The organism is Pseudomonas sp. P65(2024) (genome assembly GCF_057480955.1).
Map to the genome: position 1 here is coordinate 178,982 of NZ_JBLIYX010000009.1, position 14,005 is coordinate 192,986.

The window sequence follows — 14,005 nt, forward strand, 5'->3', positions numbered from 1 at the left end:
GGTCGCCTCACTGGCCAGCTTGCGCGGTGTGCTGCGCGGGGCTGGCGAAGTTGTTGCGTTTGCAGAGTTTGGCTTCGACTTTCTGCGTGCCGCTTTCCGGCCCCTGGACCTCCAGGGCTAGCAGGTTCTGGCCTGCCCAGTCTTCGTCCTCGCGCATCTGGAAGACGAAGCGCCCATCGGTGTCGGAGGTCTCGGGCTTCTCGATCTTGATGTCCTCGTGGCGGCCGTTGAGGTACCACAGGGTGGCCTGCAGCACTTTCACCGAGGTGTCTTCGAACTTGATGTCGAGCTGGTGGTTGCGGTTGACCAGGTCCTTGATCACGCCGTTCTTGCCGTTGACCATCAGCTCGTTCTTGCCGGGCTTGAGGGTGGCGCTGGCGCTCATCTGGGCCGGTCGGTCGTCGCAGCCGTCGTCGAGCAGGCCGAGGATCTGCCGCCAGATGGTTTCCTGGTCGAGACGGTAGAGCGGGGAGAACTCCCAGATCAGGATCTTCGGCGGGTTGTTCTGGAACTCCTCGCTGCCCAGGTACTGGATCATCGAACCTTCCAGGCCGCCGCCGGGGAAGGCGACGTTGAGCACATCGGCACCGATGTACTGCTCGAGGAAGCCCGAGAAGTTGTAGTTCTTGCCGCTGTGGCTGGTGCCGACCAGGGTGATCTGCGCGTTGCCCGAATCGCCGAACAGGTCGTCGCCGCCGCTGGCGCCGCCCTTGGGCTCGGTGGCGAACTGGTCCATGTACTGCACCGCATAGCTGGTGCCGCACAGCTGGCCGGCGACGTTGTGCAGGGTGCCGGTCTTGCCCATGCGGCCGGACTTCTTGGTCTCGAATTCCTTGCGCGGGATGCCTTCGAAGGCCGGCATCTGGTGCACGGTGTCGGCGACGATCTTCGCCGCGCGCTCGGCGCCATAGGGCGTCCAGTGCTGGTCGCCACGGAAGTAGAAGTCCTTGCCCTGGTCGGCCGCGGCCAGCTGCTCGTTGGTCAGCGGCGACAGGTCGGGCACGTTGTAGCCCATCTTGGCGAAGCGCTGGAGCATGGCCTGGTAGTTGCGCAGTGCCTTCTGGTAATCGAAGGCGGCCTTCTCCTCGGGGTTGAGCATGTTGCGGTTCACCAGGCCCCGGGTCGGCTGGTACACCACCACCAGCTCGACGCCGCGCTTCTTGAAGGCGTCGTGCACCTGCTGCAGGCGCTTGTAGCCGCCCGGGGTGGTGTCGAACTCGGTGCGCAGGTCTTCGCGGGTACGGAACAGCCAGTCGCCCTGGGCCTGCACCAGGGTGGTGAAGTTCTGCTGGTAGCGCGTGGTGTAGCGGCTGGCGTCGTGGGCCTCGGGGCACAGCTGGCAGCAGGGCTCGGCGCTGAAGGTCGGCGCCTTGACCTCATCGGCGCGCACGCCCTGGCTGATGGCCAGGAGGGCGGCGGACAGGCCCAGCAGTTTCATCAGGTGTGGAGTCATGGTCTGGGCTTCCTTAGTCGATCATTTCGGTCTGGCGTTCGACCGGGTCGATCAGCACGGCCTTCTGCTGGCGCACCAGCAGGTCGAGGATTTCGTCCTGGCGCTCGCCGAGCACGCCGTTGAAGCTGATGCCGTTGGCCTTGCGCGGCATCAGCATCGACACCTTGTACAGCTCCACCGACAGGGGCGAGTCGATCGACAGCGGGCCGGAGCCGTTGGCCGCCAGCTCGCCGCCGACCACGATCAGCGACACCTTGGTGTCGAACGGGTCGAGGGCGATGTCGCGGTCGGTGTCGGAGAGGTCCTTGATGTGCCCGTACACGCCCACCAGGCCGTTGGCCATGGCGACGTTTTCGTACAGGCGGATGTTCACGCTGTTGCGCACGCGGATGCCGTGGCGACGGTTGTTGATCAGCTTGTTGCCCCAGATCAGGTTGTCGCCGCTCTCGTACAGGGTGATGCCGTCGGTGTGGTTGCGGTAGATCTCGTTGTAGGCGATCAGGTTGTTGACGCTGTTGCGGTCGATCACCACCCCCGAGAGCTTGTTGTCGTAGCTCTTGTTGTTGATGATCCAGCTGTCGTTGACCTCGCGCGAAACGATGATCCCGTGCTTCTTCTTGGTGCCGTACACGGTGTTGCCGGCGATGATCAGGCGGTGCGAACGGTCGTGGGGGTCGATGCCGTAGACGATGTTGTCGCGGTAGGTCGAGTCCTTGATCACGAAGTCCTGGGTCTCGTAGCAGTAGAAGCCGTACCACATGTCGCTGAACTCGGAGCCGATGATCCAGCCGGTGGGTTCCGGGCGGCCCATCTGCTTGGCCATGTTCGGTGTGTACTGCGAGATGCTCACCCCGTACGACTTGGACTTGGCGTAGCCGAAGCTGGCCATCTTGCTGTTGACGATATAGGTCTCGGTGCCGCCCCAGCTGAGCAGGAACGGGCGGAATTCATCGGGCTTGCGGAAGGTCGCCGGGCCATTGGCCTGCTCGCGCCAGCCGGTCACCTGGGTGTCGCTGACAAACAGCTTGCCGTCGTTGACGATGAACGACCCACCTTCTTCGGACAGGCGCAGCTCCTTGACCTTGCCGTCGATCTCCAGCACGCCCTTGCGCCCGACCACGATCGGCAGGCGGGCGAGGTAGACACCTGGCGCGGTCTCGCGCAGGTACTGGTCGGGTACCTTTTTGCTCAGCTCCACCAAGTCGACATGCCCGTCGTCGACGAAGATCGCCTGGGGAATGCCGTGCTGGCGACGCACCCACTCGGCGCCCTTGTTGTCGCCGCCGATGAACTCCTTGAGGGTGTCCTCCTGGAGCATGCGGCGCACGCTGACCTTGCCCTTGTGGCGGCGGTCGATCTTCTTCTGCACGGCCTCGGCGGTGTAGCCGGACAGGTCAGGCAGTTTGGGCGGGGCCATCTTCAGCGGCTCGATTGGCGCGCTGGACACGGTGTAGGTCTTGGCCTGTTGCAGCCCCTTGGCCATCTCGGGCTCGGCGGCCTGGGCAAGGCCGCCGGCCAGCAGCAGGGCGCTGGCGAGCAGGCTGTGGCGAAGGTTCGGGTGCAGGTTCATGGCTATCCTCTCCCGGCCTCAGTAGCGCCAGATTACGTCGACGAAGGCGCGGTGCATGTACGAGTCGGCCTCTTTGCCATAGGCGTCGCCCGGCTTGAACACACCGGCGCGCAGGCGTACCAAGGCCGACGGTTCGTCGATCGACTGGCTGATCGAGGCCGGCAGCAGGCCTTGCTTGAAGTACTTGGTGACGACCACGTCCATCTCCTGGCCCAGGTCTTTCTCGCCCTGCACCAGCGGGCGGCTGATGCCGCCGTCGTCGACCACCGCGTTGATGCCGCTGGAGCCGATGTTCTGCTTGCCGTCGACGCGCCAGAACTTGTGGTAGATGAAGCTGGCGTCGTAGTCGTCGCGCAGCTGCCAGGAGGCGAACAGGGTGGCCGCCTGCAGATTGCCCAGCTCGCCGCGGAACGCTTCGCCGAAGCGGTGCACGCGCGAGCGGGTGCCGGTGAAGTTGGAGCGGTTGCTCTCCAGGCCGGTCTGCTCGAAGTTGTTCGAACCGTCGCTGCCGCCACCACCGCTGCCCCGGGCATAGGCCGCGCCGACCTGCCATTGCGGGTCCAGGCGCAAGCGGATGCCGAGGTCGGTGGCCCAGGCGTTGACGTCGCCGCTCTGTTTACCGGTGGCGACCTGTTCGTTGCCCACCGCCTGGCTGCTGAGGGTGTCGCGGTCGCCGGTCAGCCAGGTGACGCTGCCCCAGTAGTTGACGGTGTGGTCGTTGCGCCAGTTGTAGGCGTCGCTGTTGGCTTCCAGGCCCAGCCAGGTCAGATCGCCCGTGCGGGTCTTGTCGAGGGCGTCGACGGTCTCGCCGGGGCTCTTCAGGCTGCCGCCATCATGAGTGTGGTGGGCGCGCAGGCCGACCCAGTGGCCGGGTGTCCACTGCGTGGCGACGTTGCCGTAGACGTGGGTGCGGTCCTTGTCCTCTGGAGCTAGCTCGGTGAGGTCGGTGCGGTATTCGCTGAAGCGCTGGGCCACGCCCAGGTCGGCTTTGAGCAGGGTGGTGTCGAAGGTCCAGTTCAGCGCCTCGATGTTGGTGTCGCGCCACATGCCGTCGTCGCTGCGCAGGCGCTGGCGACCGAAACGCAGCTGCTCGCCGGGGTAGGGGGTCAGGCCGCTGTAGCCGATCCAGAACTCGCGCATGGCCAGGTAGCTCTTGTCCGGCTTGCGGCTGTCGTCGCCGTTGTCGATGGTGGTGCCGTCGTCGTTCTGGCGCAGGGTGTCGGTCTCGATGATGTCGGTGGCGGCCACCGCCTGGCCCATGGCGAAGGCGCTCCAGTGGCCGCGCTCGCCGTACACCCAGGGCCGCAGGTCCAGGCCCAGGCCGTTGACGTCGCCGCCGGAGCGGGTGCCCAGGTCGCGGTCGTCCTCGGACTGGCCGGTGATCTTCACGTCGAGGCCGAAGTTCTTCTGCGCGGTTTCGGCCGCCAGGGTCGGCATCGACCACAGCAGGGCGAAGCCCAGGCCGATGCCGGCTTTCACGAAGGGGTTGAGCGTCATAGCGAATCCTCGGCGTCTACGTCGTCTTTCTCGTCCTGCAGCGCTTCGATGGCCAGGGTGCTGTTGGCGCCCCGGGCCATGCTGCCGCGCGCCTGCTTCTCCTGCGCCAGCAGGTTCTGCGCCTGGTTGCGCTGGTCGGGCGTGAGCTGCTGGTCGAGCTGTTGCAGCAGTTCGGTCGACTGCGGGGTCGGGTTGACCTGTGAGAGCTGGGCGAATACCCAGGCATTGGTCGGCGCCGGGCGGATGCCGTGGCCTTCGCTGAATAGCTGGGCCAGGGCGTAGTCGGCGCTGTTCTGGCCACCGCGGGCGGCGGCCAGCAGATGGTCCACGGCTTTCTGCGGCTCGACCTGGCCCAGGTAGCCACGGCGGTAGAGCTGGCCAAGGTAGTAGTCGGCGCTCACCTCGCCGGCATCGGCGGCGGCCTGCAGGTGTTCCTGGGCCTTCTGCGCGTCGGCGGGCACGCTCTTGCCTTCGTAGTAGAGCCGGCCCAGCAGCAGTTCGGCGCGGGGCTGCTCGGCCTCGCGGCCCTTGTCGATGTAGGCCATCAGCTGGTCGGTGTCGCCCAGCTCGGGGAAGTCGTAGAGCAGTTGCGCCAGGCTCACCCAGGATGCCGGGTTGGCCGGTGCGACCTGCTCGAGCAGGTCCTTGGCAGTCTTCTCGTCGGTCTGGCCGAGGCTGCGGTCGGCCAGTACCCGGGCGACGCTGTCGACCCGGGTGGCCGGCACGGCGCCACGGGCATGAGCGGCTTTGAGTTGTTCGAGCAGGGCAGCCTGCTGGTCGGGCTGGGCGCGTTTCTGGTAGACGGTGGCCAGTTCGACATAGCAGATGTCGGTGCTGGCCAGTGCCGCCTTGCAGATCTTCTCCACATCGCCCAGGTGCTGGTCGTAGGTGTCCTGGGTGCGGTACAGCAGGACCTGGGCCAGGCCCGCCTCGGGGTTGCCGGCGGCGCGCCACTGGTCGATCTGCTGCTGGGCGTTGACCTTGGGGAAGCTCTGCGGGTACTGCAGGTAGAGCATCGCCAAGGGGATCAGGGTGTTGCCTTCGCCCTGTTGCGCGGCGAGTTTGAGCAGCGACTCGGCTTCTTCACGCTCGGCCTGGGTGCTGTCGGGCTTGGCCACCAGCAGGCGGCCGAGACGCGCCTGGGCACGGGGCGAGGTGGCGGCTGCGGCGCGGTAGGTGGCTTCGGCTTGCTTGAGCTTGGCCGGGTCGCGGGTACCGACCTGGATGTCCGCCAGGCCGATCTGGGCGTCGCTATAGCCGAGGTCGGCCAGAGCCTTGTAGTTGCGCTCGGCGGTGGCGGTGTCGCCACGCTTGAGCGCTTCATTGGCCAGGCGCTGGTCGGGCAGGCCGGCGCAGCCAGCCAGGGTGATGGCCAGGGCCAGGGTGCATAACCCGAGGCTGAAGGCCTCACTGTGGGAGCCGGGGTGTCTGCTGGTCATCGGCATGATCCTCTTACAGCCCACGGGCCACGGCCTTGTCGATCAGCCAGTTCAGCGACGGGCCACGGTCGCTGTTGACCGCGGCCGGGCGCCCGGCGAGCTCGGCCGGCAGGCTGCCGTCGGGCTTGATCTGCACGCGGATGTCGGAGGCCAGGTTGTCGGTGTCCAGGCTGGAGCTACCGGTGATCCGCCCGGTGCGCACTTCGTCCTCGCCGGCGATCTGGAAGTTGACCTGGGTACCCGGCTTCACTTCGTCGAACTGGCGATAGCTGAAGCGCGCCTCGATGGTCGGGACGCTGGTGCGCGGGATCAGCGCGAACACCGGCTGGCCCTTGCTGGCGTACTGGCCGTCATCCACCAGCTGGCGCGAGACCACGCAGTCGCACGGGCTGGTGAGGGTGCCGGAGAGCTGCTTGCCGAACAGTTCCTCGACCTTGGCCGGCTCCAGCTGAGCGTCGTCCAGATGGCCCTTGAGCAGGTCGAGCATGCTGGTGTTGAAGGTCGCCAGCGGCGCGCCCTTGGCCACGGTCGCGCCGTTCTCCACCAGGCTTTGCAGACTGCCGTCGCGGGGCATGGTGACGTTGGTGGTGGGCACCGCGACCACGCCGGCCTCGGCATGGCTGACGAAATACAGGCCGTACAGCGACTTGGCGACGAAGCCGAAGGCCACCAGGCCGACCACGAACACCCCGGCGGTCACGGTGACCGCACGCAGGCGGCCGAAGGCGGAAAGACCGGAGCCACCGTCCTTCTGCTTGCGCGCCTTGGTGAAGTTGTCGCGCTGCAGGGTACTGAGCACATCGCCGACGCTGATCAGCTCGCCGGACAGGTGGCTGGTGATGATGTGGCGCAGGGTGGCGATGTCGCGCGGCTCGAGGTTCTGGAACTCGGTACCGGTGCGGCCGGTCTCGCGGCTGCTGGTACGCACCAGCAGTTCGACGTCCATCGACAGGCCGAGGTTGTCGACCACGAACTGCAGGCGACCGCGCAGCACTTCGCCTTCCGGCAGTGGTTTCTTCGCGTGGAAGGACAGGCCTCCGGCGGACAGGTCGTCAACCTTCACCTCCTGCGCTTCGCGGTTGCCATCCAGGTAGCGCAGCTTGGCGGGGATGCGCACCCGGGCGTGCTGGCGCTGCGCTTCGGATTCATGCACGACATTGACGTTCACGGCGGTATTCATGGCGATATTCGTTCCTGTTGTCCGATCCGGGGGCTCACACGACCATGAACAGCACGGCGACGAAGATGCTCGCGGCCGAGAAGGTCATGGTCCGCGAGGACCAGGTGTTGAACCATTGTTGAAAACTTGCGAGGTCGCGCTTGAGGGCAGTGGGCTGGCGGGTCCAGGACTGCTTGTCGAGGCGGAAGAACACGTAGATCTTCATCACCGCGCCGACGATCTGGTTGTAATAGAGGATCAGCGGGTAGGCCGGGCCGACGTTGTGGCCCGAGCACAGCAGCATGACGGTGAGGATCAGCCGGGTGATGCCGATCCACAGCAGGTACACCAGCAGGAACTGCAGGCCGAACTTGAAGCTGGCGATCACCGCCACGGTCAGGCCCAGCAGGCTGGTCCACATCGACACGCGCTGGTCGAGCAGCACGATGCTGGTGAACAGTCCCAGGCGCTTGAGGCCCAGGCCCAGGGCACGGGAGTTCTGCCGCAGGTTGTTGCCGTACCAGCGGTACATCAGCTTGCGGCTGGCCTTGATGAAGCTTTTTTCCGGCGGGTGCTCGACCGTGTTGATCGCGGCATCGGGCACGTAGAAGGTGTCGTAGCCCAGGCGCATCAGGCTGAACCAGCTGGACTTGTCGTCGCCGGTGAGGAACTTGAAGCGGCCCAGGCGCCAGTGCATCAGCGAGTCGCTCTCGACGTCGGCGATGAACTCGGGGTTGGTCACCACGCTTGCGCGGAACATCGACATGCGCCCGGTCATGGTCAGCACGCGCTTGGACAGGGCCATGGAGCACATGTTGATGTGGCGCTGGGCGAAGCGCAGCTTGTGCCACTCGCTCATGATGTAGCCGCCGCGCACTTCGCAGAACTCGTTGGTGGTCAGGCCACCGACGTTGGGGTACAGGCCGAACCATGGCACGGTCTTGCGCACCACGCCCTCGGCCAGCACAGTGTCGCCGTCGATCACCGCCACCACGGCGTTTTCGTCCGGCAGCATCCGCGAGATGGCGCGGAAACCATAGGCCAGGCCGTCACGCTTGCCGGTGCCGGCGATGCGCACGATGTCCAGAGTCACGTGGGACGGTGGGTTGTACTTGGCCCACAGGCTTTTCACCAGCAGCTCGTCGGACTTCTCCACCAGCGAGCAGACCACGGTGGTGGGGAAGCCGCAGTCGATGGCCTCGCGGATCACCGAGCTGTACACCTGGGCGGTGGTCAGGGCCTCGATACGAAAGCTGGTGACCATCAGGTACACGTGCGACGGGTCGGCCGCCTGGCCCAGCTTGCGCACCTTGCGGCGCAGGTAGGGGTACACGATGTACAGGAAGATCATGCCGCGGATGAAATGGGTGGCGCCCATGGAGTAACGCCAGATGCCGACGGCACCGACCAGGAAGATGAAGTGCTTCGACTGCGAGTCGAAGATGTCGCTGGGCAGGGCCAGGGCGATCAGCATGAGCAGGCTCATGTAGAGCAGCCAGCCGGCGCATTGCAGCAGCATGGTCTGGAACCTTTGCATGTTCGGCATCCGTCGAGAATTCGGGGGAGGTCGAGCGGCGCGCTGGGGAGGGACGCGCCGCCCGGCCGGGTTTACCAGCAGATACCTTCGGTGCGGCTGGTGGCGCAGGTCGGCTTGCTCATGAAACCGACCAGGTCGATCACCTGCTTGCCTTCCGGTGCCTGCTGGGCCAGGGCGCGGAACTGCTCGTCACGGTTGCCCAGGATGATGATCTCGGCGTTGTCCACCACCTGCTCGAAGTTGGCGTTGAGCAAGGAGGAAACGTGGGGGATCTTCGACTCGATGTAGTCCTTGTTGGCGCCGTGGACACGGGCGTACTCGACGTTCTGGTCGTAGATGTCGAGCTGGTAGCCCTTGCCGATCAGGCGTTCGGCCAGCTCCACCAGCGGGCTTTCGCGCAGGTCGTCGGTGCCGGCCTTGAACGAAAGGCCGAGCAGGGCGACCTTGCGCTTGTCGTGGCTCTCGATGATGTCAAAGGCGTTCTGCACCTGGGATTCGTTGCTGCGCATCAGCGAGTCGAGCAGCGGGGCGCGCACGTCGAGGCTGGCGGCGCGGTAGGTGAGGGCGCGCACGTCCTTCGGCAGGCACGAACCGCCGAAGGCGAAGCCTGGGCGCATGTAGTACTGCGACAGGTTCAGCGCCTTGTCCTGGCAGACCACGTCCATCACCTCGCGGCCATCGACGCCTGCGGCCTTGGCGATGTTGCCGATCTCGTTGGCGAAGGTGACCTTGGTCGCGTGCCAGACGTTGCAGGTGTACTTGATCATCTCGGCCACTTCGACCGGCTTGCGGATGATCGGTGCGTCGAGCTCTTCGTACAGGGCCTGCAGCACGTCGCCGCTGGCGCTGTCCAGTTCGCCGATGACGGTCATCGGCGGCTGGTCGTAGTCCTTGATCGCGGTACTTTCGCGCAGGAACTCCGGGTTGACCGCGACGCCGAAGTCGACGCCGGCCTTCTTGCCCGAGCAGTCTTCCAGAATCGGGATGACCACGTTCTTCACGGTGCCCGGCAGCACGGTGCTGCGCACCACCACGGTGTGACGGCTGGCCTTGTCGCGCAGCACGTAGCCGATCTCGCGGCATACCGACTCGATGTATTCCAGGCCCAGGTCGCCGTTCTTCTTGCTCGGCGTGCCCACGCAGATCATCGACACGTCGCTGGCGCGGATGGCTTCGGCGAAGTCGGTGGTGCCGCGCAGGCGGCCGTTGGCGATGCCCTGTTGCAGCAGTTCTTCGAGGCCCGGTTCGACGATGGGCGACTTGCCCTGGTTGATCAGGTCGATCTTGGTGCTGGAAACGTCCACACCAATCACGTCATGGCCTCGTGCCGACAGGCAACCTGCACAGACTGCACCCACATAACCCAAACCAAAGATGCTGATACGCATCGCATTCACCTCATGTGTTTATCACGTCAGCCCTTCAGCGAAGAGCCGACTGGGTTGATTGACCAGCAGTTTTCGGGCGCACGGATCCATGGCGAATTGACACTTCACCGAACGCAGGCATGAATAAATCCGGAGCGCAGAAGTTATGCACTCAAAGTTGGCAGTCAAAGGCCAATATTAAAAATGGCGTGCCCTGAAATGCAGCCGTCGTTATTGCAATTCACCGCTGGTGAAGTGCTGTGCTTGTTTTTTCAAGTGGATAAATCCTTTGAAATCAACCACTAGGACGAATTTTAGGGGCGCTTGTCTCCTGCATGGATAATGGCTTTTGGCACTTCCTGTACCGCCGTTGAAGTTTTCGGGCCGGTTGAGAATGGCGGCCCTTTGTCATCTGTAAGTCATCTCTCACGCCGGGCGCTTGAAACGCGTTACGGGTGCTATGAGCCATCTCCCTTGGCAGAAGTTCCGGGGGCGGTTTCGTCACCATGAAAGATTTCTAAATATTTTTTCAGAGGGAAATACTTTCAATCTGATAGCACGCGGCAGTTTCGTCCCCGTATATAAAGGGCGAAATCGCAGGGGGATGGTTTTAGGCCATCATGCGAAAAATTTTTTCAATTTTCGTCAAAAAACTACGAACGGTCTTATGGCGTTTTGCAATATGGATAGGACTGTTGGTTTTTTGGCGTCTGTAATTTGGCGAATTCAAGGGTGAGCGCGTGCCCCGTTGCAGGGCAAGGGTGGGGTGGGGCTGCGAAGCAGCCCCCGGGGCCATCAACCCTCAGCGTGATCGCGCAGGAACACCAGATGATCCGGCTTCGACTGCTCGGCGCTGTAGTAGTACCCCTGCACATCAAAGCGCTTGAGCTGCTCCGGATCGTTGATCCGCTCCTGGATCACGAAGCGGCTCATCATTCCGCGGGCCTTCTTGGCGTAGAAGCTGATGATCTTGTACTGGCCGTTCTTCAGGTCCTTAAAGTCGACATCGATCACCCGCGCCTTGAGCGCGCTCTTCTTCACCGCGCTGAAGTACTCGTTGCTGGCCAGGTTCAGCAGCACGTCGTCACCCTGGTCGGCCAGTGCCTGGTTCAGCCACTCGCTGATGCGCGTGCCCCAGAAGGCGTACAGGTCCTTGCCACGGGCATTGGCCAGCTTGGTACCCATTTCCAGGCGGTAGGGCTGCATCAGGTCCAGCGGGCGCAGCAGGCCGTACAGGCCCGAGAGCATGCGCAGGTGGTCCTGGGCGTAGCTGAAGTCGTCCTCGCTAAGGCTCTCGGCGTCGAGCCCGGTGTACACGTCGCCCTTGAACGCCAGCAGTGCCTGCTTGGCGTTGGCCGGGGTGAAGTCCGGGGTCCAGCTGCCGAAGCGGGCGGCGTTGAGGCCGGCGAGCTTGTCGGAGAGGTGCATCAGCTCGGCGATCTGCGCCGGCGCCAGTTCGCGCAGTTGCCCGATCAGTTCCTGGGAATCGTCCAGGTACTGGGGCAGGGTGTGGCGCTGGGTTACCGGCGGGGTGTCGTAGTCGAGGGTCTTGGCGGGGGAAATCACCGTCAGCATCGGGTCGGCTCCTGGAATCGTCGGGCGAATTCTACGGGGCCGCTGGCACAACGCCAAACTATGGCGACGATAGTCACCGAACATCGCCACATTAAACCGCGGTTGGTCGCGTTATAGTGCGCGCCATGCCTTCAAGGAGATTGCTCATCGTGCGTATCGCGTTTGCCCTGTTCGCCGGGCTGCTCAGCCTGGGCGCGCAGGCGGCCCCGGCGGATTTCGTCAGTTTCGATCGAGCGCTGTGGCCTGAGCAGCTGGACAGCCCGACGCTGTTCGACGTGGCATCGCGGGCGGAGATCCTGTCGTTCGCCCGGGTGCTGCACGAAAGCGAGATGCTCGACGAGCAGGCGTTGACGGCCCGGCTCGGCCTGCGCCAGGTCAACCTGACCGTCGTGCGGGCCGTAAGGGCACGTCTGTGGCAGCGCCTGTGGACAAGTTATCAACAGGCGCAGAAGAGTTGCGAGCAGGATGCCTCGTTCTGCTACCCGGTCGATTCCATGGCCGACCTGCGCACGCAGTCCGCCGTTTTCGCCGAGGATGTCGGCACGTTCTATGCAGGATGGGTCGAACCTAGTCACCAGTTCCACACGCGGTACCTGGATGAGCAGTTGCGCAAGGCCGCGCTTTTCCCGCAGACCACCAGCGAGGTGGCCAAGCTATCCAGCCGCGAGCGCAATGGCGAGGCACTCAACGACCGGATGTTCCTCCTGACCTTCGTTGGCGGCCCGGGGCCGCAGGGCGGCAGCACCGATGCGGTGGCCGACTACCTGAGGCGGCAAAAGCTCGACGGGATTTTCTTCGTGCTCGGCAATCGTCTGCAGCAACGTCGCGACGCCGGCCCGGTGGATGAGCTGTATGCCGGCCAGTGCGTGGGTGTCCAGGGTTGGGAGTACCGCTCCCACGCCCAGTGGCAGGACTGGCAGGATTCGCTACGACGCAGCCAGGCACGGGTCCAGGCCGACCTGGCGGAGCAGTACGTGCCCTTGTTCCGCCCGCCCTACGGCCAGCGCCGCGCCGATGGCGAGGCGTTCATGGACAGCCAGCAGTTGCGGGTATCGTTGTGGGACATCGATGCCCAGGATGACGGGCCGCTGACCGCCGAGGCCTCGGCACAGCGGGTGCTGACGCTGATGCTGCTGTGGCGCAAGGGCGTGATCCAGTTCCGCGACAACCAGCCCAAGGCGCAGCCGGCGCTGGAGTGGTTGCTGCAGCACACGGCCCAGAGCGGAATCGGCTGGGAGGATTGCCGGGAGTACGCCCGGCGGGAATAAAGAAGGGCGGGCGGATCAGTGCGCCAAGGCGCCGCATTGCGCCTCCCGTTGCATCGACTCCAGGTTGCGTTCGATCGTCTCGCAGATCGTGTCCATCGGGATCTGGTGCTCGCTGAAGCGGAACGGGCTCTGCAGGTCCGTGCCGATCCGCTCGATGGCCAGCAGCATGAAGCCGACCACCGTCGAGGCCAGCGGCGTGAACCAGCCTAGCGACTCCACCAGCCCCACCGGCACGATCAGGCAGAACAACGTGATGAACAGCCGCGGGAAGTACACATAAGGGTAGGGTAGCGGCGTATTGGCGATCCGCTCCATCCCGCCCTGGGCGTTGGACATGTCCACCAGGGTCGATTCCAGCCGCGCCAGGCGAATGCTGTCCAGCCGACCGGCCTGGTACTCCTGGGCCAGCAAGGCCGCCGAGCCGCCGAGGATATCATTGGCGAAATTGTTCGAACGATTGCGCCGCTCGAACTCCCCGGGCGGTATGAAGGCCATCAGCTCATCCGGGCACTGCTCGCCCTTGAGGTGCGCCGCCAGGCAGTTCACGTAGGCGATATGCCGGCGCAGCAAGGTCGCCTTCACCGGGTTCGGCCCATCGACCGGATCATCGACCAGCGTCAGCACCTGCCGGGCGAAGCTGCGCGAGCTGTTCACCAGCGCCCCCCATAGCGTGCGCGCCTCCCACCAGCGGTTGTAGGCGCTGCTGTTGCGAAAGCTCACCAGCACCACCAGCGCCGAGCCCAGCAGGGTGAGCGGGATCAGCGGCAGGCTGAACTTGCTGTTGAAGAACAGCATGAAGTCGATGGTGACCAGCACGTCCCAGATCAATAGCCAGAACAGCGACCAGCCGATGTAGCCGAAGGTCTTGACCACCAGGCGGAATTTGCGGGCGAGGAGGGCGTTCACGTGGGGGAACCTCGATGCGGGGGATGCAGGTTCCGACGTCGCGGGAGGGGCAAGGTTCGGTGGGATTCGTCGCAGGGTGTAACGGGAATTTACCGATCGCTCAAAGGTTGCGCGGGCGATTTTAGGCGGACTTGCCGGAAGTGTCAGATTTTTTGTGTGCGGGCCGGTAACGGCCTGCCGTCAGGCAGGCCCTGACTTTCACCAGGTCGGCCTGATGAACCGATCTCCGTACAA

General features: G+C 64.5%; 10 protein-coding genes. 1 reads left to right on the forward strand and 9 read right to left on the reverse strand.

What is annotated here, in order from left to right; genetic code table 11:
* Window positions 1-7: 7 nt before the first annotated feature.
* From AC25MA_RS14855 to yaaA, 8 genes are all read right to left on the reverse strand, one after another.
* Window positions 8-1,453, reverse strand: coding sequence for an alginate O-acetyltransferase (locus tag AC25MA_RS14855; RefSeq protein WP_028689565.1), 1,446 nt, complete (start codon window positions 1,451-1,453; stop codon window positions 8-10).
* 13 nt (window positions 1,454-1,466) lie between these two features.
* Complete coding sequence (gene algG, locus AC25MA_RS14860; protein ID WP_062364575.1) at window positions 1,467-3,023, reverse strand: mannuronan 5-epimerase AlgG; 1,557 nt, start codon at window positions 3,021-3,023, stop codon at window positions 1,467-1,469.
* 18 nt (window positions 3,024-3,041) lie between these two features.
* Window positions 3,042-4,520 carry an alginate export family protein gene (locus AC25MA_RS14865; RefSeq protein WP_028689567.1) on the reverse strand — a complete coding sequence of 493 codons (1,479 nt, stop codon included), beginning with the start codon at window positions 4,518-4,520 and terminating at the stop codon, window positions 3,042-3,044.
* A complete protein-coding gene (algK, locus tag AC25MA_RS14870) occupies window positions 4,517-5,965 on the reverse strand; it encodes an alginate biosynthesis TPR repeat lipoprotein AlgK (RefSeq protein WP_486972150.1) in 1,449 nt (482 codons plus the stop codon). The genes AC25MA_RS14865 and algK overlap by 4 nt, the downstream gene beginning before the upstream one ends.
* A gap of 7 nt (window positions 5,966-5,972) precedes the next feature.
* Window positions 5,973-7,139 carry an alginate biosynthesis protein Alg44 gene (locus AC25MA_RS14875; protein WP_028689569.1) on the reverse strand — a complete coding sequence of 389 codons (1,167 nt, stop codon included), beginning with the start codon at window positions 7,137-7,139 and terminating at the stop codon, window positions 5,973-5,975.
* Between the two features lie 34 nt (window positions 7,140-7,173).
* Window positions 7,174-8,655: a glycosyltransferase family 2 protein gene (locus AC25MA_RS14880; protein ID WP_062364571.1), complete on the reverse strand. Its 1,482-nt coding sequence runs from the start codon at window positions 8,653-8,655 to the stop codon at window positions 7,174-7,176.
* A gap of 71 nt (window positions 8,656-8,726) precedes the next feature.
* The gene (locus tag AC25MA_RS14885) at window positions 8,727-10,043 is read right to left on the reverse strand and encodes a nucleotide sugar dehydrogenase (RefSeq protein WP_096048667.1); all 1,317 of its coding nucleotides are present in this window, start codon (window positions 10,041-10,043) and stop codon (window positions 8,727-8,729) included.
* A 774-nt stretch (window positions 10,044-10,817) separates the two neighbouring features.
* Window positions 10,818-11,597 (reverse strand): peroxide stress protein YaaA, encoded by a 780-nt coding sequence (yaaA, locus tag AC25MA_RS14890; RefSeq protein ID WP_028689572.1) that lies wholly within the window; start codon window positions 11,595-11,597, stop codon window positions 10,818-10,820.
* Between the two features lie 149 nt (window positions 11,598-11,746).
* On the opposite strand from yaaA, the gene AC25MA_RS14895 reads away from it, so the two are divergent.
* On the forward strand, window positions 11,747-12,865 hold the full coding sequence (locus AC25MA_RS14895; RefSeq protein ID WP_486972151.1) for a polysaccharide deacetylase family protein: 1,119 nt from the start codon (window positions 11,747-11,749) through the stop codon (window positions 12,863-12,865).
* Between the two features lie 15 nt (window positions 12,866-12,880).
* Here the strand turns inward: AC25MA_RS14895 and AC25MA_RS14900 are convergent, their stop codons facing one another.
* Window positions 12,881-13,771: a bestrophin family protein gene (locus AC25MA_RS14900; RefSeq protein ID WP_028689574.1), complete on the reverse strand. Its 891-nt coding sequence runs from the start codon at window positions 13,769-13,771 to the stop codon at window positions 12,881-12,883.
* Window positions 13,772-14,005: the final 234 nt, after the last annotated feature.

Excerpts from the sequence above, each read along its gene's own strand:
- AC25MA_RS14855 (WP_028689565.1), bottom strand. The coding sequence starts at position 1,453 with ATGACTCCACACCTGATGAAACTGCTGGGCCTGTCCGCCGCCCTCCTG.
- algG (WP_062364575.1), bottom strand. The coding sequence starts at position 3,023 with ATGAACCTGCACCCGAACCTTCGCCACAGCCTGCTCGCCAGCGCCCTG.
- AC25MA_RS14865 (WP_028689567.1), bottom strand. The coding sequence starts at position 4,520 with ATGACGCTCAACCCCTTCGTGAAAGCCGGCATCGGCCTGGGCTTCGCC.
- algK (WP_486972150.1), bottom strand. The coding sequence starts at position 5,965 with ATGCCGATGACCAGCAGACACCCCGGCTCCCACAGTGAGGCCTTCAGC.
- AC25MA_RS14875 (WP_028689569.1), bottom strand. The coding sequence starts at position 7,139 with ATGAATACCGCCGTGAACGTCAATGTCGTGCATGAATCCGAAGCGCAG.
- AC25MA_RS14880 (WP_062364571.1), bottom strand. The coding sequence starts at position 8,655 with ATGCAAAGGTTCCAGACCATGCTGCTGCAATGCGCCGGCTGGCTGCTC.
- AC25MA_RS14885 (WP_096048667.1), bottom strand. The coding sequence starts at position 10,043 with ATGCGTATCAGCATCTTTGGTTTGGGTTATGTGGGTGCAGTCTGTGCA.
- yaaA (WP_028689572.1), bottom strand. The coding sequence starts at position 11,597 with ATGCTGACGGTGATTTCCCCCGCCAAGACCCTCGACTACGACACCCCG.